Here is a 19,793-nt window from a genome sequence, read left to right on the forward strand (position 1 = left end):
GAAGAGAACAGTGAATAAATCTCAACTGATTGACAAAATTGCTGCGGGTGCTGATATTTCTAAAGCGGCAGCTGGACGTGCTTTAGATGCTTTAATTGCTTCTGTTACTGAATCTCTGCAAGCTGGGGACGACGTTGCACTGGTAGGCTTCGGTACTTTTGCGGTTAAAGAGCGTGCAGCCCGTACTGGCCGCAACCCTCAGACCGGCAAAGAGATCACCATTGCTGCCGCTAAAGTGCCGGGTTTCCGTGCAGGTAAAGCGCTGAAAGACGCAGTAAACTGATTGCTTTCCCGCTCCAGGGAAGCTGAAAAGTACAAGGGCGCATCGTTTGATGTGCCTTTTTTGTTTGTCCAGACCTGATTTGTGCGAGTTTATGCGAGTTGTGGGCTGACAATTGCCCTGTTTTCTTGTCACAATACGCTTTTACGCGCGACGGTCAGGATTTTCCGTCAGCGTCAGGTAACCAGTCACCTACAGCGGAGTGTTGTTACACCATGATGGACAGCTTACGCACGGCTGCTAACAGTCTCGTGCTCAAGATTATTTTCGGTATCATTATCGTGTCGTTCATATTGACCGGTGTGAGTAGTTACCTCATCGGCGGTGGCGCGAACTACGCCGCAAAAGTGAATGGCCAGGAAATTAGCCGTGGGCAGTTCGAGAACGCTTTTGCTGGTGAACGTAACCGCATGCAGCAACAGCTGGGCGACCAATACTCTGAACTTGCAGCCAACGAAGGCTATATGAAAAACCTGCGTCAGCAGACGCTGAACCGCCTTATTGACGAGGCGCTGCTGGATCAGTACGCGAAAAGCCTGGGTCTGGGCATCAGCGATGAGCAGGTTAAAAAAGCCATCTTCTCGACGCTGGCTTTCCAGTCTAATGGGAAGTTCGACAACGCGCGTTACAACAGCATTGTTAACCAGATGGGTATGACGGCTGACCAGTACGCTCAGGCACTGCGTAACCAGTTGACCACGCAACAGCTAATCAACGCGGTGGTGGGCACCGATTTCATGCTGAAAGGCGAAACTGAAGAGCTGGCGGCACTGGTGGCGCAGCAACGCGTGGTGCGTGAAGCGACGATTGATGTCAACGCACTGGCAGCGAAACAGCAGGTTAGCGACGCTGAAGTTAATGCTTACTACGAGCAAAACAAGAACAACTTCATCTCTCCGGAACAGTTCCGCGTAAGCTATATCAAGCTGGATGCAGCTGCGATGCAGGAAAACGCGACTGACGCCGAGATCCAGTCTTATTATGACCAGCATCAGGATCAGTTTACTCAGCCGCAGCGTAACCGTTACAGCGTGATCCAGACCAAAACGGAAGCAGAAGCGAAAGCCGTGCTGGATGAGCTGAACAAAGGCGCTGATTTCGCCACCTTAGCGAAAGCAAAATCTACCGACATTATTTCTGCCAAAAACGGCGGTGATATGGGCTGGCTGGAAGAGTCAACTACCCCGGATGAGCTGAAAAATGCAGGCCTGAAAGAGAAAGGCCAACTGTCTGGTGTAATCAAATCCTCCGTCGGCTTCCTGGTGGCGCGTCTGGACGATGTTGTGGCGGCGAAAACCAAGCCGCTGACTGACGTTCGTGATGATATCGCTGCGAAAGTGAAGCAGGAGAAAGCGCTGGATGCCTTCTATGCTCTGCAACAGAAAGTGAGCGATGCCGCAAGCAACGACAACGAATCACTGGCGGGCGCTGAGCAGGCTGCTGGCGTGAAAGCGGTTGAGACGGGCTGGTTCAGCCACGAAAACCTGCCGGAAGAACTGAACTTCAAACCGGTTTCAGATGCCATTTTCAATGGTGGTCTGGTCGGTGAGAATGGTACGCCGGGCAGCAACTCAGACATCATTACCGTTGACGGTGATCGTGCGTTCGTACTGCGCGTCAGCGAGCACAAAGCCGAGGCAGTGAAGCCCCTGGCGGAAGTGAAAGATCAGGTGGTGGCGCTGGTGAAACACAACAAAGCGGCACAGCAGGCAAAACTGGATGCAGAGAAAATTCTGGCCGACCTGAAAGCCGGTAAGAACGATGCGCTGAAAGCGGCTGGCCTGAGCTTTGGCGAAGCAAAAACGCTGAGCCGTACCGGTCAGGATCCTGTCAGCCAGGCGGCGTTTGGTCTGAGCCTGCCGGCGAAAGACAAACCTGTCTTTGGCACCACGACCGATATGCAGGGTAACGTGGTGGTTCTGGCGCTGGATGAAGTGAAAGCCGGCACGCTGCCAGACGCGCAGAAGAAGGCCATGGTTCAGGGAATTACCCAGAACAATGCCCAGATTGCTTTCGAAGCGTTGATGAGCAACCTGCGTAAAGAAGCCAAAATCAAGCTGGGTGATGTGGTCACTCAGGAGCAATAATTACGTGTCTGCTCGCAGATTTTCGTAACGTTCTGCAAAAACTAAAGGCCGCTTTCGCGGCCTTTTCCATTTCTGCAATCTGCTGTTTGTCCCTGTTTTCCCGTGCGGCTATCGTGGCATGGCTGTCAACAAACAAGGAGAAAACAGCATGAAATGTGGAATCAAAGCACTGTTAATTACACTGGCTATTGCCACTTCCGGGATGAGTGCGGGCGCGCTGGCGGCGTCACCCTCGTCTAAAGCCCAGGCTGCACAAACTCAGGCCGATGCAACGTCACAAGGTCAGGTTAAAGCCAACGCGACGGCCAGCACGAAAGCCATTGAGGACGAGGGTACGCGGGTCAGTATTAATACTGCCTCTGCGGACGATCTTGCCCGCGTAATGAATGGCGTGGGCCTCAAAAAAGCGCAGGCCATCGTCAGCTATCGTGAAGAGTATGGTCCTTTCAAAACCCTTGACGATCTCAAGCAGGTGCCGGGTATGGGCAGCGCGCTGGTTGAGCGCAATCTCGCACACCTGACGCTGTAATCGCGTAATCACTTGCACTGCGGCAAAAATTTGCCAGGATAAAGAGGTCATACCAGTTATGACCTCTGAACCTATAACAACGAAAGGCTATTGCGCTATGCAGACACAAATCAAAGTCCGTGGTTATCACCTCGATGTTTACCAGCACGTCAATAACGCCCGCTACCTCGAATTTCTTGAAGAGGCGCGCTGGGACGGCCTGGAGAACAGCGAAAGCTTCCAGTGGCTAACCGCACACAACATCGCGTTTGTGGTCGTCAATATCAACATTAACTACCGCCGCCCGGCTGTGCTGGGGGATGTGCTCACCGTGACCAGTGAGGTCCAACAACTGAATGGCAAAAGTGGTGTATTGAGCCAGGTCGTTACGCTGGAGCCAGAAGGGCAGATTGTGGCCGATGCGCTGATCACCTTTGTCTGTATCGATCTCAAAACCCAGAAAGCGTTGCCGCTGGAAGGGGAGTTGCGCGAAAAGCTGGAGCTGATGATCGCGTAAATTTTTGTCTTTTATAAAAGACAAGAAGGGTTTTCAGGGATAAAATCATGAACAGGGACTACGTTGTTAAACGTTACCGAACCCGCGACGGAAAAATACCGTTTGAGGATTGGGTAGCAAAGTTGAGACGAAAGGATCCGGAGCTGGCGTTTCGGATCCTTCTGCGAATCGACCGCGCTGAGAAGGGGAATTTTGGCGATTACCGTTATCTCAGAGAGGGTGTCTGGGAGTTGAAGGTTGATTGTGGTCCCGGTTATCGAGTCTATTTTGCGGTCCAGCACCGGGAAATCTTATTGTTGCTGATCGGCGGTGACAAAAAGAGCCAGAAAGCGGATGTGATGCTGGCAATAGATTACTGGAAAGATCATCAAAAGGATAAACTCCATGAGCAAAAGTGAGCGAAAATTCTCAAGTACCGTCAGCCATGATGAAGCTGTAGTCAAAATGCTGCGCGAAAATCCTTCTTACGCGCAACTCTATCTGCAAATTGCACTGGATGAAATTTACGAGGACCAGGGGATCCCAGCCTATTTGATTGCCCTCAGACGCGTTATCGAAGCGCGCGGCGGTATTGGAGAGATTTCAGCCAAAGCGGGGCTTTCACGTCAGCAGCTATACGGTACCCTGTCCGAAAATGGTAACCCAACGCTGACTACACTGATGAAAATTACCCGTGCTGCCGGTGTAAAACTGTTCGACAGCACGGTCAGGTAGCCCTTATTTCAGCCCGGTCTTTTTCTGCATTGCGGCCATCACGCCCGCTTTATCCGCAAAATAATGATTCAGACCGTTCGCGCGCAGGTTACAGGCGGCACACTGCCCACAGCCGTCCCCTTTAATGCCGTTGTAGCAGGTCAGGGTCTCGTTGCGAACGACATCCAGCTTGCCCCAGTAGTCGGCCAGCGCCCAGGTTTCAGCCTTATCCAGCCACATCAGCGGCGTTTCGAAGCGGGTCTCTTTTGCCATTCCCAGATCGACGGCGTGATTGAGTGCTTTCACGAATTCATCCCGGCAGTCCGGGTAGCCAGAGAAGTCGGTTTCGCACACGCCCGTGATCACCGCTTCGGCCTTCACCTGATAAGCGTATATTGCCGTCAGGGTCAGGAAGAGAATGTTGCGGCCCGGTACGAAGGTGTTCGGAATGCCGCTGGCATCCGGTTCGTAATCAGGCACCGGAATGCTGTCGCGGGTGAGGCTGCTGACGGCCAGTTCATTTAACAGCGTCACGTCCAGCACTTTATGAGCGCGGGCGCCCAGTTTGAGAGCCAGTTCACGAGCGACTTCGATTTCAGCGCGATGACGCTGACCATAATCAAAAGTGACGCAGTGCACTTCATCATACTGGTGAAGCGCCTGAATCAGGCAGGTGGTGGAATCTTGTCCTCCGCTGAACACGACGACGGCACGTTTCATAGATCATCTCGACAGTTACAGTAAAAGCGTCATGTTAACGCCTGGCTAAAGCGGCGACCAGCTTCTTCACGCGTTTGGTGGAGGAAGCCAGGCTTCGGTGAAGTCAAACCAGCCGCGAGTGTTAAGGCGTATGCCGTTGACGCCCGGAGGCGCGCTGATTTGATACTGGTAGTTAAAGAGCGGCGTCAGGACGGCTGTCTCCATTAACCGGCTGAATATAGCCTGAAGTCCTGCGTGTCGGTCACGCTCGTCGGCCTGCGACTGCACCGCATCCAGCGTGGCCTGCAAATGGGCGAATGCCGGTGCGCTCAGCAGATGCGGCCAGAGCGCATCGCAGCGGAGCCACTGCTCAAGCGTGTACGCCGGCGCTTCGCCAATCAGTCTGTCTCCCATCATGATGTCTGCATCGGCAAGCTGCTGGCACCCGTCCCACGTTTTGGCGTCGTGAAAGATGACGGTCAGTTCACAACCCTGCCGCGCAAGGTATGCTTTTAACTGGCTGGCCATGGTGTGAAGCTCAACCGGCAAGTGGTAGACCAGCGTCAATGCCTCTGGCAGCGCAACGTCGGTTAAATCAGGCCAATGGGGGATCGCCCAGCCGGGAAGCAGTTCCTCGGTAGGAGTGATGAGCCCTTCGTTCAGGGGAAGCGTGTGCAGCAGCGTTGAGAGATGAATGATATTAATCAGCCGCTTTGCCTGAAGTTCGCTCAGACGTGGACTCTGTTTCAGCGTGAGGTAGCAGAAGCCCAGACTGGTGCTGTTACTCACCAGCCGCAGGCTGGCCAGTTCGTCGGCCTCGCCAATAGCGATTTGCACCGGGTGGCGACAGCTGGTGCCCAGACTGTAGTCAAAAAGCTGGGGCGTGATCCAGTACTCGATAGCCTTAAGCAACGGATGGCCAAGATGATACTGCTCGTGGCTTTCCAGACGCACCAGTTCAGGCTCAAAAACGCTCAGCCGAAAGGGACCGCTGCCCACCACGGGGTAATCGGGATGCGCCAGACGGCTACAGTAGGTTGCCAGCCTGTGCGCCAGCCAGTAGTCAGGTTGATGGAGAATAAACGTCAGGCACTGCGGGTGCGTGGTTTCGATACGTAAGACGCTGCGGAACAGCGTGCCCATGCCGGGCTGCGATAACAGCGCCGTCAGGCTTTGCCGGAGCTGTGCCGTCTCTATTTTATCGCCGTTATGCCAGTGCAGGGTGGAGCGAATGTAGAAATGCCAGCGCAGGCCGTTAGCAGAGACTTCCCAGTGATGCGCCAGATCGCCCGTGGGTTCACTGCTGTTACCATTAAAACGCGTCAAACCAGAGAATACCTGTCCCGCCAGATGCTGCTCCGCCCGGCCAGGGAGAAACCCCGGCTGAAGCGGCTCCAGCGAGCGATAGTAGGGAATACGCAGCGTCGGCGTATCGTTCTGCCACTGTCCGCCCATAAACGGATGCAGCAGCGATCGCAGATCTTCAGGCGCGAGCTGGGCCAGCTCCAGCGCGTTGTGCTGCTGTCCACTTTTCAGGGCCTCTTCCATCATCGTATTACGCAACGAATCCGGGGTGACGTGAAAGCGTAATTCCCCACGCTTACCTCGTCCGGAGCGGGCGTGCCAGCTTAGCCAGCCCGCCTCCTGCGCCTGGCGCAGCAGGGTGCGAACATGTCGCTCGCTGCAAAAGCAGCGGCTGGCAAGTTCACTGATGGTCACCTGCTGCGGTGCGCCGGCAGACGGGTGCCACAGACGCTGATACTGGTTAAGACGGTTAAGCTGGCGCATGAAAAACCCGGAACAATAATTATCATCTATTCACTATTACTTCCGTATATCCCACGTAATACTGATGCACAAGTTAACCGCATCACATTTCGGGAGTAATCATGGCTCGGCTCGCTGCATTTGATATGGACGGCACGCTGTTAATGCCGGATCACCGTTTAGGGGAGAAAACCCTGAACACTCTTAAGCGCCTGCGCGAGCGTGAAGTTACCCTGACGTTTGCTACTGGTCGTCATGTGCTGGAGATGCGCCATCTGCTGGGGACATTTGCCCTCGATGCGTTCTTGATCACCGGCAACGGAACGCGCATTCACTCCGTCGACGGCGATGTGCTGCACCGTCAGGATCTTAATCCGGAGGTGGCGGACATTGTCCTGCACAGCACCTGGGATACGCAGGCCAGCGTGCATGTTTTTAATGATGAAGGCTGGTTTACCGGGCGTGAGATCCCGGCCTTGCTGCACGCTCACGTTTACAGCGGCTTTAAATATCAGCTTATCGATTTGCGCCGCATTCCGGCACACAAGGTGACCAAGATCTGCTTCTGTGGCGATCACGACGATCTCTGCCGTCTGCGTATTCAGCTTAACGAGGCGCTGGGCGAACGGGCGCACCTGACCTTCTCGGCGGTGGACTGTCTTGAAGTGCTGCCGGTGGGCTGTAACAAAGGATCCGCGCTGGCGGTGCTGAGCGATCATCTGGGGTTGACGATGCAGGACTGTATGGCCTTTGGTGACGCCATGAACGACCACGAGATGCTGAGCAACGTAGGTCGTGGGCTGATTATGGGGAACGCGATGCCGCAGCTTATCGCCGCGCTCCCGCATTTACCGGTTATCGGACACTGTCGTAACGAAGCGGTGTCCCATTTTTTGACGCATTGGCTGGACAAAAATAACCTCCCATATTCCCCCGAATAGTGAGACCCTTCCAGCAAGCCAGGCTAAAGCCTGGCTTTTTTTATTTCACCAGCTGCGAAATCTGCGCTTTCCACGGCTCAACATCGCCAATATTGGCCTGCACCCATTCTGCGTTGTAATAGGTGTCCAGGTATCGCTCCCCGCTGTCGCACAGCAGCGTGACGACAGAGCCGGTACGGCCTTCTTCACGCATCCTCGCGGCCAGCTGTAGCGCGCCCCACATATTGGTGCCGGTAGAAGCCCCGACTTTACGGCCAAGCTGTGTCTCCAGCCAGTGCGCCGTCGCGACGCTGGCGGCATCCGGCACGCGGAGCATCTCATCCACAACGTCCGGAATGAACGAGGGTTCGACGCGCGGGCGACCAATCCCTTCGATCTTGCTCCCCACGGGGCTGCGCAGGCTCGCATCGCGGGATTGCCAGTAATCGAGGAACACCGAGTTTTGCGGGTCAACCACCATCAGCTGCGTATCATAACCCTGACAGCGGATATAACGTCCGATGGTGGCGGAGGTTCCGCCCGTGCCCGCGCTCATGACAATGTAAGAGGGGACAGGATGCGGCTCATGGGTCATCTGGCGGAAAATGCTGTCCGCAATGTTATTATTGCCGCGCCAGTCGGTGGCGCGTTCGGCGAAGGTGAACTGGTCCATATAGTGACCATTCAGCTCGCGGGCCAGCATTTCGGAGGCCGCATAGATTTCGCAGGCGCTGTCCACAAAGTGGCAGCGTCCGCCGTAAAATTCAATCTGTTCAACTTTACGTTTCGCCGTGCATGAGGGCATCACGGCGATAAACGGCAGACCCAACAGGCGGGCAAAGTAGGCTTCGGAGACGGCAGTTGATCCGGACGACGATTCAATAATCGTGGTGCCTTCTTTAATCCAGCCGTTACATAAACCGTATAAAAAGAGTGAACGCGCCAGGCGATGCTTCAGGCTACCGGTAGGATGGGTACTTTCATCTTTCAGATAGAGCTGAATACCGGGAAATCCCGGCAGAGGCAGGCGGATTAAGTGGGTGTCTGCCGAGCGCTGATAGTCGGCATTTATTTCGCTGATGGCATGTTTAACCCAGGTGCTATTCATCGTAGTTATCCATTTGTCATTTTGTGCCCAGCATAGCGAAAAGCACAGAAAAAATTGTTGCTATCTGACCTTTAAAATAGAATGTAAGGAGAATAATTTTCTCTTCGAGGTGGTTATGTTAGATAAAATTGACCGTAAGCTGCTTTCTTTGCTGCAAAGCGACTGTACCCTCTCTTTGCAGGCGCTGGCAGATGCCGTTAATCTGACCACCACACCGTGCTGGAAGCGCCTCAAAAAGCTGGAAGATGATGGCATTCTGCTGGGACGTGTGGCGCTGCTGGATCCCGAAAAACTGGGGCTTGGACTGACCGCCTTCGTCCTGATAAAAACGCAGCATCACAGCAGCGAATGGTACTGCCGCTTCGTCACGCAGGTTTCCGACATGCCCGAGGTGCTCGGCTTCTGGCGCATGGCGGGGGAATACGACTATCTGATGCGCGTTCAGGTGGCAGACATGAAGCGCTACGATGATTTTTACAAGCGGCTGGTCAATAGCGTACCGGGCTTGTCCGATGTCACCTCCAGCTTCGCCATGGAACAGATTAAATACACCACAGCGTTACCCATTGAATAACTTCTTAAAATACCTTCAGGAAAAGACCGCGTGCGATTATTTGCCCAATTAAGCTGGTACTTTCGTCGGGAGTGGCAACGCTACCTCGGCGCAGTGGCCCTGCTTATTATCATTGCCATTCTGCAACTGATCCCCCCCAAAGTGGTGGGCTACGTCGTGGATGGCGTTACCGAACAACATTACACCGCCGCACGGGTGATGATGTGGGTCGGTACGCTGGTGCTGACGGCCGTGGTGGTTTACCTGCTGCGTTATGTCTGGCGCGTGCTACTGTTCGGTGCGTCCTATCAGCTTGCCGTTGAGCTGCGCGAGGACTTTTACCGTCAGCTGAGCCGCCAGCACCCTGAGTTTTATCTGCGTCACCGTACCGGGGATCTCATCGCCCGCGCCACTAACGATGTAGACCGCGTGGTGTTTGCCGCCGGTGAAGGGGTGTTAACGCTGGTGGATTCCCTGGTGATGGGCTGTGCGGTATTAATTGTGATGTCTACGCAAATTAGCTGGGAGCTCACGCTGCTGGCGCTGCTGCCAATGCCGCTGATGGCGCTGGCAATTAACCGCTACGGCGAGCAGCTCCATGAACGCTTTAAGCTGGCGCAGGCGGCGTTCTCGTCGCTGAACGATCGCACCCAGGAGAGCATGACCAGCATCCGCATGATCAAAGCGTTTGGTCTGGAAGACCGCCAGTCCGCGCTGTTTGCCGCCGACGCCGCCGATACCGGCGCGAAAAACATGCGCGTGGCGCGTATTGATGCCCGTTTCGATCCGACAATTTATATTGCGATTGGTATGGCGAACCTGCTGGCGGTGGGCGGCGGCAGCTGGATGGTGGTGCGAGGCACCATGACCCTCGGGCAGTTAACCAGCTTTGCGATGTACCTTGGGCTGATGATCTGGCCGATGCTGGCGCTGGCCTGGATGTTTAATATCGTTGAACGTGGGAGCGCCGCTTACAGCCGTATCCGCGCCATGCTGGCGGAAGTGCCGGTCGTGAACGATGGCAGCGAGCCGGTACCGGAAGGTCCGGGTATTCTCAAGGCTGATATCCGCGCCTTTATCTACCCGCAAACGGAACATCCGGTGCTTGAGAACGTCAGTTTCACGCTGCGTCCTGGTCAGATGCTGGGCATCTGCGGCCCGACGGGCTCCGGTAAAAGCACCATTCTGTCACTGATTCAGCGCCATTTTGACGTGAGCGAAGGCGATATCCGTTTCCACGACATCCCTCTGCCACGTCTGCTGTTGGATGACTGGCGCAGCCGCCTGGCGGTCGTCAGCCAGACGCCGTTTTTGTTTTCAGACACCATTGCCAACAATATTGCGCTCGGGTGTCCGACCGCGACACAGGACCAGATCGAGCACGTGGCGCGTCTGGCCAGCGTCCACGAGGATATTCTGCGCCTGCCGCAGGGCTACGACACGGAAGTGGGTGAGCGGGGCGTTATGCTCTCCGGCGGACAAAAACAGCGTATCTCTATTGCCCGCGCGCTACTGCTGGACGCTGAGATCCTGATTCTGGATGATGCGCTGTCCGCGGTTGACGGGCGTACTGAACATCAAATTCTGCATAACCTTCGCCAGTGGGGAGAGGGGCGCACGGTCATCATCAGCGCGCACCGTCTGTCGGCGCTTACCGAAGCCAGTGAAATCCTGGTGCTTCAGCACGGACATATTGCCCAACGTGGTCAGCATGAGCAGCTCGCCGGGCAGACCGGCTGGTATCGGGATATGTACCGCTATCAACAGCTTGAAGCCGCGCTGGATGAGGAGGTGGCCGATGCGTAAGTTTGGACAGATGTGGCCGACGTTAAAACGGCTGCTGGCCTATGGCTCACCGTGGCGCAAACCGCTTTCCATCGCCGTGCTGTTGCTGTGGATCGCCGCGATTGCGGAGGTGACCGGTCCGCTGCTTATCAGCTATTTCATCGATAACATGGTAGCGAAAGGCTATTTGCCTCTCGGCCTGGTCGCCGGGCTGGGCGTGGCGTACGTCGGGCTACAGCTGACGGCTGCAGGGCTGCATTACGCGCAGTCACTGCTCTTTAACCGGGCCGCCGTGGGCGTGGTGCAGCAGCTGCGCACGGACGTGATGGATGCCGCGCTGCGCCAGCCGCTGAGCGAGTTTGATACCCAGCCGGTCGGGCAGGTTATTTCGCGCGTCACCAATGACACCGAGGTGATCCGCGACCTCTATGTAACCGTTGTTGCAACGGTTCTGCGCAGTGCCGCGCTAATTGGCGCGATGCTGGTGGCGATGTTCAGCCTGGACTGGCGGATGGCGCTGGTGGCAATCACCATTTTCCCGGCGGTGCTGATCGTGATGGTGATTTACCAGCGCTACAGCACGCCGATCGTGCGCCGCGTGCGCGCTTACCTTGCAGATATCAATGATGGCTTCAACGAAGTGATCAACGGCATGAGCGTTATTCAGCAGTTTCGCCAGCAGGCGCGTTTTGGTGAGCGAATGGGGGAAGCCAGCCGCTCGCATTATATGGCGCGGATGCAGACGTTACGCCTGGACGGTTTCCTGTTACGTCCGCTGCTGAGCCTCTTCTCGGCGCTGGTGCTGTGCGGACTGCTGATGCTGTTCGGCCTGACGACGCGCGGAACCATCGAGGTGGGGGTACTGTACGCGTTTATCAGTTACCTCGGACGCCTTAACGAACCGCTGATTGAACTCACCACGCAGCAGTCGATGCTGCAACAGGCAGTGGTCGCGGGCGAACGTGTATTCGAGCTAATGGACAGGCCGCGTCAGACCTATGGCGATGACGAACGCCCGCTGGAAAGTGGATCCATAGCGTTTGATCATGTCTCGTTTGCCTACCGCGACGACCAGCTTGTCTTGCAGGATATCAACCTCGAGGTACCGTCGCGCGGTTTTGTCGCCCTGGTTGGGCATACCGGCAGCGGCAAAAGCACGCTCGCCAGTTTGCTGATGGGCTACTATCCGTTGACGCAGGGGGAGATCCGTCTGGACGGACGGCCGCTTGCCTCGCTTAGCCACAACGCGTTGCGTAAGGGCGTCGCGATGGTGCAGCAGGATCCGGTGGTGCTGGCGGATACCTTTTATGCCAACGTGACGCTGGGACGTCCTTTCACCCCTGAGCAGGTATGGGAGGTGCTGGAAACGGTACAGCTGGCGGATCTGGCGCGCGGGTTAAGCGAGGGGATCAATACCCGGCTGGGTGAGCAGGGCAACAACCTCTCCGTCGGGCAAAAGCAACTTCTGGCGCTGGCGCGCGTGCTGATTGAGACGCCGCAGGTGTTAATTCTGGATGAAGCGACCGCAAGCATTGACTCCGGTACCGAGCAGGCGATCCAGCAGGCGCTGGCTGCCGTGCGGGATCACACTACGCTGGTGGTGATCGCCCACCGCCTGTCAACGATCGTCGATGCCGATACCATTCTGGTTCTGCACCGTGGCCAGGCCGTTGAACGGGGTACGCACAGAGCGCTGCTTGAGGCAAAAGGACGCTACTGGCAGATGTATCAGTTGCAGCTGGCAGGCGACGAACTGGCCGCCAGCGTGCGCGAGGAAGAGTCACTCAGCGCCTGATGCACCATAACAAGGCAATGCGCTAACAGACTTAACCGTTGGTGCAAAACTGAAACGCACCCTGCACTGCCATGGTGCGTTTTTTTTTCACTTTTTCCCGGCGCATGCGCGCCGCGGCGCTTTCCTCCTCACCTTTCACTTCTGGCACACCCTTTGCAATATCACTCTCGTGTTAGCTGCGGCCATTACCGAATTCTGACTGGAGGGGATATATGAAGCTGGTTACGGTGGTAATCAAACCATTCAAACTCGAAGACGTGCGTGAAGCGCTGTCTTCCATGGGTATTCAGGGACTGACTGTCACCGAAGTGAAAGGCTTTGGGCGTCAGAAAGGTCATGCCGAGCTTTATCGCGGGGCGGAATACAGCGTTAACTTCCTGCCAAAAGTGAAAATTGATGTGGCGATTGCCGACGATCAGCTTGATGAGGTGATTGATGTCGTCAGCAAAGCGGCCTACACCGGAAAAATTGGCGACGGCAAAATTTTCGTTGCCGAACTACAGCGCGTTATTCGCATCCGTACCGGCGAATCTGACGAAGCGGCGTTGTAAGTAACTCCTGGCACACAGTGATAGGGATCAAGAAAATGAAGAAAGCAACAATGAAAACAGGTCTGGGGTCGCTGGCACTGCTGCCGGGCCTGGCAATGGCTGCACCTGCTGTGGCAGACAAAGCCGATAACGCCTTTATGATGATTTGCACCGCGCTGGTGCTGTTCATGACGATTCCGGGGATCGCGCTGTTTTACGGCGGCCTGATTCGCGGCAAGAACGTACTCTCCATGCTGACGCAGGTTGCCGTCACGTTCGCGCTGGTGTGCGTGCTGTGGGTGGTTTACGGTTACTCGCTGGCCTTCGGGGAGGGCAACGCCTTCTTCGGCAACGTTAACTGGGCGATGCTGAAAAATATCGAACTGACCGCGGTAATGGGCAGCTTCTATCAGTATATTCATGTCGCGTTTCAGGGCTCATTCGCCTGCATCACCGTGGGGCTGATTGTGGGCGCGCTGGCTGAGCGTATCCGCTTCTCTGCGGTACTGATTTTCGTGGTGGTCTGGCTGACGCTCTCCTATATCCCGATTGCGCATATGGTCTGGGGCGGTGGTCTGTTGGCTTCCCATGGCGCGCTGGACTTTGCGGGTGGTACCGTTGTGCACATCAACGCCGCGGTAGCAGGCCTGGTAGGCGCCTACCTGATTGGCAAGCGCGTGGGCTTCGGGAAGGAAGCATTCAAGCCGCACAATCTGCCGATGGTCTTTACCGGCACCGCCATCCTCTACTTTGGCTGGTTCGGCTTCAACGCAGGTTCAGCCAGCGCCGCTAACGAAATCGCTGCACTGGCCTTCGTGAATACCGTTGTGGCAACCGCCGGCGCTATCCTCTCATGGGTATTTGGCGAGTGGGCCGTTCGCGGCAAGCCATCGCTGCTGGGTGCCTGTTCCGGGGCGATTGCCGGTCTGGTAGGTATTACGCCAGCGTGCGGTTACGTGGGCGTAGGCGGTGCGCTGCTGATCGGTATCGTCGCAGGACTGGCGGGGCTGTGGGGCGTTACCGCACTGAAACGTGTTCTGCGCGTTGACGATCCGTGTGATGTATTCGGCGTGCATGGTGTGTGCGGCATTGTCGGCTGTATCATGACCGGTATCTTTGCTGCCCAATCTCTGGGCGGTGTGGGTTACGCAGAAGGCGTAACCATGGGGCATCAGGTGCTTGTACAGCTGGAAAGTATCGCGATCACCGTTGTCTGGTCGGGTGTTGTGGCCTTTATCGGTTACAAGCTGGCTGATATGACCGTTGGGCTGCGCGTGCCGGAAGAGCAGGAGCGCGAAGGCCTGGACGTCAACAGCCACGGCGAGAATGCCTATAACGCATAATTTGAGTGCCTTGCCGGGCGGCGGCTTCGCCTTACCCGGCCTGAAAAAGCGTAATTTGCAGGCCCGGTAAGCATAGCCACCGGGCTTTTTACCTCACCCGCGATTACGCATCACACCTTCCTGCACGGTAGAAGCCACCAGCACACCATCCTGGGTGTAAAATTCCCCGCGAACAAAACCGCGCGCGCTGGACGCAGAGGTACTTTCCACGCTATAAAGCAGCCATTCATTCATATCGAATGGACGGTGGAACCACATGGAATGGTCAATTGTGGCTACCTGCATCCCTTTTTCGAGGAAGCCCACACCGTGCGGCTGTAGCGCAACTGGCAGGAAGTTGAAATCCGACGCATACCCCAGCAGGTACTGATGCACGCGTAAATCTGCGGGTACGCTGCCGTTGGCGCGGATCCACACCTGGCGGGCGGGCTCAGCGGTATGCCCCTTCATTGGGTTATGAAATTCGACCGGGCGGATCTCCAGCGGTTTATCGCACAGAAACTTCTCTTTTACCTGCGGCGGCAGCAGATGTGCGAGTGCGCGGGCAATCTCGGTTTCCGATTTCAGATCGTCCGGCGATGGGGCAGACGGCATCTTTTTTTGATGTTCATAGCCCGGCTCTGGCGCCTGGAAGGAGGCGGTCATGTAGAAGATGGGTTTCCCATGCTGGATGGCCGCCACGCGACGGGCGCTGAAGCTTTGGCCGTCACGCAGAACTTCCACGTCGTACACAATCGGTTTAGCGCTGTCACCGGGGCGTAAAAAGTAGCTGTGGAATGAGTGCACCAGACGGTCTGCCGGAACTGTCTCCTTAGCGGCATATAGCGCTTGCCCCACGACCTGGCCCCCAAAAACCTGGCGTAAGCCTAAATCTTCGCTCTGTCCGCGAAAAAGCCCTTCTTCTATTTTTTCCAGGTTCAGCAATGTCAGCAGATTGTTCAGTGCCTGACTCATAGTGGTCCTCAATAAACGCCGTGGCGAAAGATACGCTGAGTATAACGCAGAAACGATAGTGGTCCGATGGGTAGAATAATCTTAATACCTGGGCAAAATTAGGCATAAATCCGTGATTTGTGCCACACTTGTTTACGTTATGTGAATAAAACGACATCGGATGGGATCGATCCCGCCGGTGCATTGATGATAAGGAGACTTCAATGAAACTCGTGCCTATGTTAAGCGGTGTTGCAATGGCGGTGGCGTTGTCCGCCTGTGCGGATAAGAGTGCCGATGTAGCGGTACCAACGGCGACCCCAAACGGGATTAACACCCTTTCACAGCAAGCTATTCGACAGCCCAACGTGTCCGGTACCATCTGGATCAAACAGAAAGTCGCTCTGCCGCCGGACGCGGTTTTAACGGTCACGTTATCCGATGCGTCTCTGGCGGATGCACCGTCTAAAGTCCTTGCACAGCGTGCAGTTCGTACAGAGGGTAAACAGGCGCCGTTCAGCTTCGTGCTGCCGTACAACCCGTCTGACGTCCAGCCTAACGCGCGTATCCTCCTGAGCGCGGCGGTAACGATCAACGATAAGCTGGTCTTTATCACCGATACCGTACAGGAAGCGGTCAACAAAGGCGGCACCAAAATCGACCTGACCCTGGTACCGGTGCAGCAAACTGAAGTGCCTGTTGCAACGCAAACCAATCAGCCGACTCTGCCTACACCCCCAACACAGATGTAATTTTCCTTCGCCCTCTCCATGTTGACGGGAGAGGGCGTCAGTACTCCCAGCGATACTTCTGCATATCAATCTGTCCTGCCCCGGACACCTGCACCCCTTCTGAGAGTAATGCCTGACGCTGGCGCTGCAAGTCTGGCCCGGTGAGGGAAATGGCGCCATGGCGATTGACGACCCGGTGCCACGGTAACGTGCTTCCCTCCGGTAGCCTTCTCAGCACGCCTCCAACCTGACGCGCCGCGCGCGGAGAACCCGCCAGCCGGGCGACTTCCCCATAGGTCGTGACACAGCCTTCCGGAATCGAAGCCACGATTTGCCACACTCGCTGTGGGAAATTGTCATGTTCGTCCATTGTTTCTCCTGCGGGAAATCAGCGAAGGGTAATGTTATACGAAGATAAAGAAGATTGTCGGGGCAGTTTGCGCAATAATCCAGCATCCGGTTGTCAGCGGCTTGCAATTGAGGTGCTCCACAGGGATAATGCGCCAGCGCGTTGGTTATCAACGCTCTCAATGGGGGCTCTGTTGGTTCTCCCGCAACGCTACTCTGTTCACCAGGTCAGGTCCGGAAGGAAGCAGCCAGGGCAGACGACGTGGGTGCCGGGATGTAGCTGGCAGGGCCCCCACCCATTTGTGATCCTCTCAGTTGTTCCCCTGAATAAACCTTCTAAATTATGTGACTATTGTATTTTCTGTAATACAGCCTTCATTTAACTGAAATAATAATGTCATAAACCTGTAATAATAGACTGTCATTTTATTTTCGGATGCCTTTATTCTGTCATAAGCTAAAAAATATATATCTGGATAACAAACTTATCTTCGTGTATTAAATTAAACACGTGTTCCGAAAGGATGTGACAATCATGGTTACTGCGGTTTTAAACGTTAAAATTGATGAAGCGCTAAAAGAAAGACTTCGCCACTATGCGGAAGACAATAATGAGAATTTAAGCGTGACCACAGAGAAACTGCTGCTGCTGGCATTTGAAGCAGTAGAAGAGGCGGGAGTATCGGAAGAGGATGTTGATAATCAGCATACGGAAGAAGAGAGCGTAACTCCATTTACTCCTAAAGAAATCAAAGCACTACGTAAACTTCTGAAGAAGAGAAAATGAAACAACAACTATCGACTGCCAGTGACTACAACGAGGCCTGCAATCTGTTACGTTCCGGCTACGTGAAACATGTTCGTCTTGGCTGGAATGTAGGAAGTGATGAGTTCTTTCGAATTGCGTCTGACTGGTGTGATACCGGTGCAAAAATAAAGAAAGAAGGGGATAATTTCATTATTTCGCTGAAAGGCTTCCCGATTCCTCCTCAACATTAAGCTGTTCTTCATGAAAACTGCTGACTGCATGCGTTACAGTCAGCAGTTTTTATTGTTTCTGGCGAATAATTTACACCAGGCTCCGTTTTACTGGCGCTACACTTTTATTTAACGCACGCCACAGCGGTTTGATCCGCAATAATGCCTCTTCAAGTTCTGGCGGACTGAGTGAGAAGGGCATTCGCAGATAGCGGTCAAACGCGCCTGAAAGCCCAAAGCGCGTGCCGGTGCCCATAATGATGCCTGTCGTCTCGGCGCGTGCCGCCAGCTGCGTCGCCAGCATGCCGGGTAATTCAATCCAGTATGAGAGCCCTCCCTCCGCTTCCTGAAACCGCCATTCGGGGAAATGTTCCCGCAGCATCTGGCCGCAGCGGTCGCGACGTTCTGCCAGCATTTCCCGCCGGGCAGGCAGGAAGGTTTCACTGTTTTCGATAAGCCACAGCGTGGCCAGTTGTTCCAGCACCGGAGAACCCAGATCCAGCGTGTCGCGCGTCTGCGCGAGCGTGGCGATAGTGCGGGACGAGGCGCGGATCCAGCCGAGACGCAGCCCACCCCAGAAACTTTTGCCTGCGGAACCCAGCGTCATCACCGCGGCCTCCGGGTTAAAGGCGGCCAGCGGCGGCGGCGGGGGAGCATCGAACCAGAGATCGACCATGGTTTCATCCACCACCAGCGTGGTGCGGGTTTGCGCGGCGATGTCGGTTATGGTCTGGCGCGTCGCGGCATCCATGCAACGCCCGGTCGGATTATGAAAATCCGGCATCAGATAGGCCAGACGCGGGGCGGTCTGGGCGAGCGTTGCGGCAAAACCGTCGGTATCCCAACCCGTTTCAGGCAGCGAGACGCCCACGGGCCGGCATAGTGCTCCCTGAATGGCGGCTATTGCCAGCGGGTAAGTGGGATGATCCACCACCACGCGATCCCCGGGACCGGTCATCATTCTTAAGATCAGGGCAAAGCCGCTGACGGCGCCGTTCACCACCATCACTTCATCTGCCCGGGTGGGCAGACCGCGTGCGGTGTAGCGGGCGGCGATAGCTTCACGCAGCGCCGGAAGCCCAAGCTGATCGTACCCGGTCAGCGCCAGATTCGGCGTGATGGCCGTTAGCGCGTGGGCGTAGGCCTGGTGGATCTCTGGCCCCGCGTTGAGCGCGGCGGTTGAGAGATCCAGCGCCGCACTGGCTGTGGAAAGCGTGGGCACGGCGCGGCTGTCTGGCAGGATCGCCCGCGAACCGCTGCCGTGACGGCTCTCCAGATAACCTTCTTCCCGCAGATGCGCCAGCGCGCTGCTGATGGTGGTGCGGCTTACGCTCAGTGCGGTGGCCAGCTCCCGCTCTCCGGGCAGGCGCGTGTTTAGCGCCAGCCTGCCATCCAGAATCAACAGGCGTAACGCGTCAGCCAGCTGGCGCCACAGCGGGGTACGGGAAGAGGCTTGCTGCCAGTGCCCTAACAGGCGTACCAGAGACTGGCTTCCAAAACGACGTGATGACATGTGCAGTCCACTATTTGAAAACTGGACATTAATCATAGTGCCATTTTCACCGAAGATGGAACCTGGTACTTCGGAGAAGAGAAAATGGTACGTCGTCTGGTACGACTTTATGTCGGTTTAGGCCTGTACGGGCTTTCAACCGCGATGTTTATTCGTTCGGATCTGGGTGTCGACCCTTGGGATGTCTTTCACCTTGGCGTCGCCATCCAGACAGGGATGAGCATCGGCACGGTGATTATTTTAACCGGGGCAGCGGTGCTGCTGCTGTGGATCCCGCTGCGTCAGCTGCCGGGGCTGGGCACTATCAGTAATGTGATTTGTATTGGTCTGGCGGCAGATGCGTCAATGGCGCTGATCCCTGAGCTCACCTCGCTGCCCGTGCGCATCACCCTGCTGGTTTCCGGCATTGTGGTTAACGCCCTTGCCACCGGGATGTATATCGGCGCGGGTTTTGGCGCAGGCCCGCGCGACGGCCTGATGACCGGCATACACGCCCGGCTGGGCTGGTCGATCCGCAGCGTGCGTACCGCGATCGAGGTGACTGTGTTGATCGTCGGCTACCTCCTCGGGGGAGCGTTTGGCGTTGGAACCGTGCTGTATGCATTAACCATCGGCCCGCTGATCCAGCTCTGTTTGCCGTGGTTTCGCCAGAGACCGCGCATTCAGAAAGCTGCACAGCCGGAGCGGATTGTTTAATTTTGCGAA

General features: G+C 55.8%; 22 protein-coding genes and 1 other RNA gene. 17 read left to right on the forward strand and 6 right to left on the reverse strand.

Going from position 1 to position 19,793, the window contains the following annotated elements:
- Positions 1-10 precede the first annotated feature (10 nt).
- The 6 genes from hupB (at position 11) to ACOTX1_RS14820 (ending at position 4,106) form a co-directional block, all read left to right on the forward strand.
- Positions 11-283 (forward strand): nucleoid-associated protein HU-beta, encoded by a 273-nt coding sequence (gene hupB, locus ACOTX1_RS14795; RefSeq protein WP_002444653.1) that lies wholly within the window; start codon positions 11-13, stop codon positions 281-283.
- A gap of 212 nt (positions 284-495) precedes the next feature.
- Positions 496-2,367, forward strand: a complete 1,872-nt coding sequence (gene ppiD, locus ACOTX1_RS14800) for a peptidylprolyl isomerase (RefSeq protein ID WP_023315523.1) — start codon at positions 496-498, stop codon at positions 2,365-2,367.
- A gap of 148 nt (positions 2,368-2,515) precedes the next feature.
- Positions 2,516-2,896: a helix-hairpin-helix domain-containing protein gene (locus tag ACOTX1_RS14805; protein WP_003859045.1), complete on the forward strand. Its 381-nt coding sequence runs from the start codon at positions 2,516-2,518 to the stop codon at positions 2,894-2,896.
- Positions 2,897-2,993: 97 nt separating this feature from the next.
- On the forward strand, positions 2,994-3,392 hold the full coding sequence (locus tag ACOTX1_RS14810; RefSeq protein WP_023315524.1) for a YbgC/FadM family acyl-CoA thioesterase: 399 nt from the start codon (positions 2,994-2,996) through the stop codon (positions 3,390-3,392).
- Positions 3,393-3,439: 47 nt separating this feature from the next.
- Positions 3,440-3,790, forward strand: coding sequence for a type II toxin-antitoxin system RelE/ParE family toxin (locus tag ACOTX1_RS14815; RefSeq protein ID WP_022650479.1), 351 nt, complete (start codon positions 3,440-3,442; stop codon positions 3,788-3,790).
- Positions 3,777-4,106: a DNA-binding protein gene (locus ACOTX1_RS14820; RefSeq protein ID WP_023315525.1), complete on the forward strand. Its 330-nt coding sequence runs from the start codon at positions 3,777-3,779 to the stop codon at positions 4,104-4,106. The genes ACOTX1_RS14815 and ACOTX1_RS14820 overlap by 14 nt, the downstream gene beginning before the upstream one ends.
- Positions 4,107-4,109: 3 nt before the next feature.
- On the opposite strand, the gene queC is transcribed toward ACOTX1_RS14820, so the two are convergent.
- Positions 4,110-4,805 carry a 7-cyano-7-deazaguanine synthase QueC gene (queC, locus tag ACOTX1_RS14825; RefSeq protein WP_023315526.1) on the reverse strand — a complete coding sequence of 232 codons (696 nt, stop codon included), beginning with the start codon at positions 4,803-4,805 and terminating at the stop codon, positions 4,110-4,112.
- 66 nt (positions 4,806-4,871) lie between these two features.
- On the reverse strand, positions 4,872-6,572 hold the full coding sequence (locus ACOTX1_RS14830) for an SgrR family transcriptional regulator (RefSeq protein WP_023315527.1): 1,701 nt from the start codon (positions 6,570-6,572) through the stop codon (positions 4,872-4,874).
- 101 nt (positions 6,573-6,673) lie between these two features.
- Between ACOTX1_RS14830 and cof the strand changes: the two genes are divergently transcribed.
- On the forward strand, positions 6,674-7,492 hold the full coding sequence (gene cof / locus ACOTX1_RS14835; RefSeq protein WP_003859037.1) for an HMP-PP phosphatase: 819 nt from the start codon (positions 6,674-6,676) through the stop codon (positions 7,490-7,492).
- Positions 7,493-7,532: 40 nt separating this feature from the next.
- On the opposite strand, the gene ACOTX1_RS14840 is transcribed toward cof, so the two are convergent.
- Positions 7,533-8,579 carry a PLP-dependent cysteine synthase family protein gene (locus ACOTX1_RS14840; protein ID WP_003859036.1) on the reverse strand — a complete coding sequence of 349 codons (1,047 nt, stop codon included), beginning with the start codon at positions 8,577-8,579 and terminating at the stop codon, positions 7,533-7,535.
- A gap of 115 nt (positions 8,580-8,694) precedes the next feature.
- On the opposite strand from ACOTX1_RS14840, the gene ACOTX1_RS14845 reads away from it, so the two are divergent.
- The 5 genes from ACOTX1_RS14845 to amtB all read left to right on the forward strand — a co-directional run bounded on the left by ACOTX1_RS14845 (position 8,695) and on the right by amtB (position 14,585).
- Positions 8,695-9,153 carry an Lrp/AsnC family transcriptional regulator gene (locus ACOTX1_RS14845; RefSeq protein ID WP_015571267.1) on the forward strand — a complete coding sequence of 153 codons (459 nt, stop codon included), beginning with the start codon at positions 8,695-8,697 and terminating at the stop codon, positions 9,151-9,153.
- 30 nt (positions 9,154-9,183) lie between these two features.
- The gene (locus ACOTX1_RS14850; protein WP_023315528.1) at positions 9,184-10,938 is read left to right on the forward strand and encodes a SmdA family multidrug ABC transporter permease/ATP-binding protein; all 1,755 of its coding nucleotides are present in this window, start codon (positions 9,184-9,186) and stop codon (positions 10,936-10,938) included.
- Positions 10,931-12,712 (forward strand): SmdB family multidrug efflux ABC transporter permease/ATP-binding protein, encoded by a 1,782-nt coding sequence (locus ACOTX1_RS14855; RefSeq protein ID WP_023315529.1) that lies wholly within the window; start codon positions 10,931-10,933, stop codon positions 12,710-12,712. Before ACOTX1_RS14850 ends, ACOTX1_RS14855 begins: the two co-directional genes overlap by 8 nt.
- Positions 12,713-12,924: 212 nt before the next feature.
- Positions 12,925-13,263, forward strand: a complete 339-nt coding sequence (gene glnK, locus ACOTX1_RS14860) for a P-II family nitrogen regulator (protein WP_006809867.1) — start codon at positions 12,925-12,927, stop codon at positions 13,261-13,263.
- Positions 13,264-13,298: 35 nt separating this feature from the next.
- Positions 13,299-14,585 (forward strand): ammonium transporter AmtB, encoded by a 1,287-nt coding sequence (amtB, locus tag ACOTX1_RS14865; RefSeq protein ID WP_022650485.1) that lies wholly within the window; start codon positions 13,299-13,301, stop codon positions 14,583-14,585.
- A 93-nt stretch (positions 14,586-14,678) separates the two neighbouring features.
- Here the strand turns inward: amtB and tesB are convergent, their stop codons facing one another.
- Entirely contained in the window at positions 14,679-15,539 is an 861-nt protein-coding gene (tesB, locus tag ACOTX1_RS14870; RefSeq protein ID WP_015571264.1) for an acyl-CoA thioesterase II, read from the reverse strand.
- 203 nt (positions 15,540-15,742) lie between these two features.
- On the opposite strand from tesB, the gene ACOTX1_RS14875 reads away from it, so the two are divergent.
- Positions 15,743-16,270 (forward strand): YbaY family lipoprotein, encoded by a 528-nt coding sequence (locus tag ACOTX1_RS14875; protein WP_003859018.1) that lies wholly within the window; start codon positions 15,743-15,745, stop codon positions 16,268-16,270.
- A gap of 37 nt (positions 16,271-16,307) precedes the next feature.
- Here ACOTX1_RS14875 and ACOTX1_RS14880 read toward each other — a convergent pair whose 3' ends face one another.
- On the reverse strand, positions 16,308-16,619 hold the full coding sequence (locus tag ACOTX1_RS14880; RefSeq protein WP_023315530.1) for an MGMT family protein: 312 nt from the start codon (positions 16,617-16,619) through the stop codon (positions 16,308-16,310).
- A 170-nt stretch (positions 16,620-16,789) separates the two neighbouring features.
- Between ACOTX1_RS14880 and ffs the strand changes: the two genes are divergently transcribed.
- The 3 genes from ffs to ACOTX1_RS14895 all read left to right on the forward strand — a co-directional run bounded on the left by ffs (position 16,790) and on the right by ACOTX1_RS14895 (position 17,596).
- Positions 16,790-16,886, forward strand: an RNA gene (gene ffs / locus ACOTX1_RS14885) — signal recognition particle sRNA small type.
- A gap of 246 nt (positions 16,887-17,132) precedes the next feature.
- Positions 17,133-17,384, forward strand: coding sequence for a hypothetical protein (locus ACOTX1_RS14890; protein WP_006809862.1), 252 nt, complete (start codon positions 17,133-17,135; stop codon positions 17,382-17,384).
- Entirely contained in the window at positions 17,381-17,596 is a 216-nt protein-coding gene (locus tag ACOTX1_RS14895) for a hypothetical protein (RefSeq protein ID WP_015571263.1), read from the forward strand. Before ACOTX1_RS14890 ends, ACOTX1_RS14895 begins: the two co-directional genes overlap by 4 nt.
- A gap of 70 nt (positions 17,597-17,666) precedes the next feature.
- On the opposite strand, the gene ACOTX1_RS14900 is transcribed toward ACOTX1_RS14895, so the two are convergent.
- Positions 17,667-19,088 (reverse strand): PLP-dependent aminotransferase family protein, encoded by a 1,422-nt coding sequence (locus ACOTX1_RS14900; protein WP_022650488.1) that lies wholly within the window; start codon positions 19,086-19,088, stop codon positions 17,667-17,669.
- An 84-nt stretch (positions 19,089-19,172) separates the two neighbouring features.
- On the opposite strand from ACOTX1_RS14900, the gene ACOTX1_RS14905 reads away from it, so the two are divergent.
- A complete protein-coding gene (locus tag ACOTX1_RS14905; protein WP_023315531.1) occupies positions 19,173-19,784 on the forward strand; it encodes a YczE/YyaS/YitT family protein in 612 nt (203 codons plus the stop codon).
- Positions 19,785-19,793 lie beyond the last annotated feature (9 nt).

This window comes from Enterobacter cloacae complex sp. IR5401 (assembly GCF_049238425.1).
Classification (GTDB): Bacteria; Pseudomonadota; Gammaproteobacteria; order Enterobacterales; family Enterobacteriaceae; genus Enterobacter; species Enterobacter hormaechei_C.

Bases quoted from the DNA above. Each gene is read 5' to 3' on its own strand.
- ppiD (WP_023315523.1), top strand. From the start codon at position 496: ATGATGGACAGCTTACGCACGGCTGCTAACAGTCTCGTGCTCAAGATT.
- ACOTX1_RS14805 (WP_003859045.1), top strand. From the start codon at position 2,516: ATGAAATGTGGAATCAAAGCACTGTTAATTACACTGGCTATTGCCACT.
- ACOTX1_RS14810 (WP_023315524.1), top strand. From the start codon at position 2,994: ATGCAGACACAAATCAAAGTCCGTGGTTATCACCTCGATGTTTACCAG.
- ACOTX1_RS14815 (WP_022650479.1), top strand. From the start codon at position 3,440: ATGAACAGGGACTACGTTGTTAAACGTTACCGAACCCGCGACGGAAAA.
- ACOTX1_RS14820 (WP_023315525.1), top strand. From the start codon at position 3,777: ATGAGCAAAAGTGAGCGAAAATTCTCAAGTACCGTCAGCCATGATGAA.
- queC (WP_023315526.1), bottom strand. From the start codon at position 4,805: ATGAAACGTGCCGTCGTCGTGTTCAGCGGAGGACAAGATTCCACCACC.
- ACOTX1_RS14830 (WP_023315527.1), bottom strand. From the start codon at position 6,572: ATGCGCCAGCTTAACCGTCTTAACCAGTATCAGCGTCTGTGGCACCCG.
- cof (WP_003859037.1), top strand. From the start codon at position 6,674: ATGGCTCGGCTCGCTGCATTTGATATGGACGGCACGCTGTTAATGCCG.
- ACOTX1_RS14840 (WP_003859036.1), bottom strand. From the start codon at position 8,579: ATGAATAGCACCTGGGTTAAACATGCCATCAGCGAAATAAATGCCGAC.
- ACOTX1_RS14845 (WP_015571267.1), top strand. From the start codon at position 8,695: ATGTTAGATAAAATTGACCGTAAGCTGCTTTCTTTGCTGCAAAGCGAC.
- ACOTX1_RS14855 (WP_023315529.1), top strand. From the start codon at position 10,931: ATGCGTAAGTTTGGACAGATGTGGCCGACGTTAAAACGGCTGCTGGCC.
- glnK (WP_006809867.1), top strand. From the start codon at position 12,925: ATGAAGCTGGTTACGGTGGTAATCAAACCATTCAAACTCGAAGACGTG.
- amtB (WP_022650485.1), top strand. From the start codon at position 13,299: ATGAAGAAAGCAACAATGAAAACAGGTCTGGGGTCGCTGGCACTGCTG.
- tesB (WP_015571264.1), bottom strand. From the start codon at position 15,539: ATGAGTCAGGCACTGAACAATCTGCTGACATTGCTGAACCTGGAAAAA.
- ACOTX1_RS14875 (WP_003859018.1), top strand. From the start codon at position 15,743: ATGAAACTCGTGCCTATGTTAAGCGGTGTTGCAATGGCGGTGGCGTTG.
- ACOTX1_RS14880 (WP_023315530.1), bottom strand. From the start codon at position 16,619: ATGGACGAACATGACAATTTCCCACAGCGAGTGTGGCAAATCGTGGCT.
- ACOTX1_RS14890 (WP_006809862.1), top strand. From the start codon at position 17,133: ATGGTTACTGCGGTTTTAAACGTTAAAATTGATGAAGCGCTAAAAGAA.
- ACOTX1_RS14895 (WP_015571263.1), top strand. From the start codon at position 17,381: ATGAAACAACAACTATCGACTGCCAGTGACTACAACGAGGCCTGCAAT.
- ACOTX1_RS14900 (WP_022650488.1), bottom strand. From the start codon at position 19,088: ATGTCATCACGTCGTTTTGGAAGCCAGTCTCTGGTACGCCTGTTAGGG.
- ACOTX1_RS14905 (WP_023315531.1), top strand. From the start codon at position 19,173: ATGGTACGTCGTCTGGTACGACTTTATGTCGGTTTAGGCCTGTACGGG.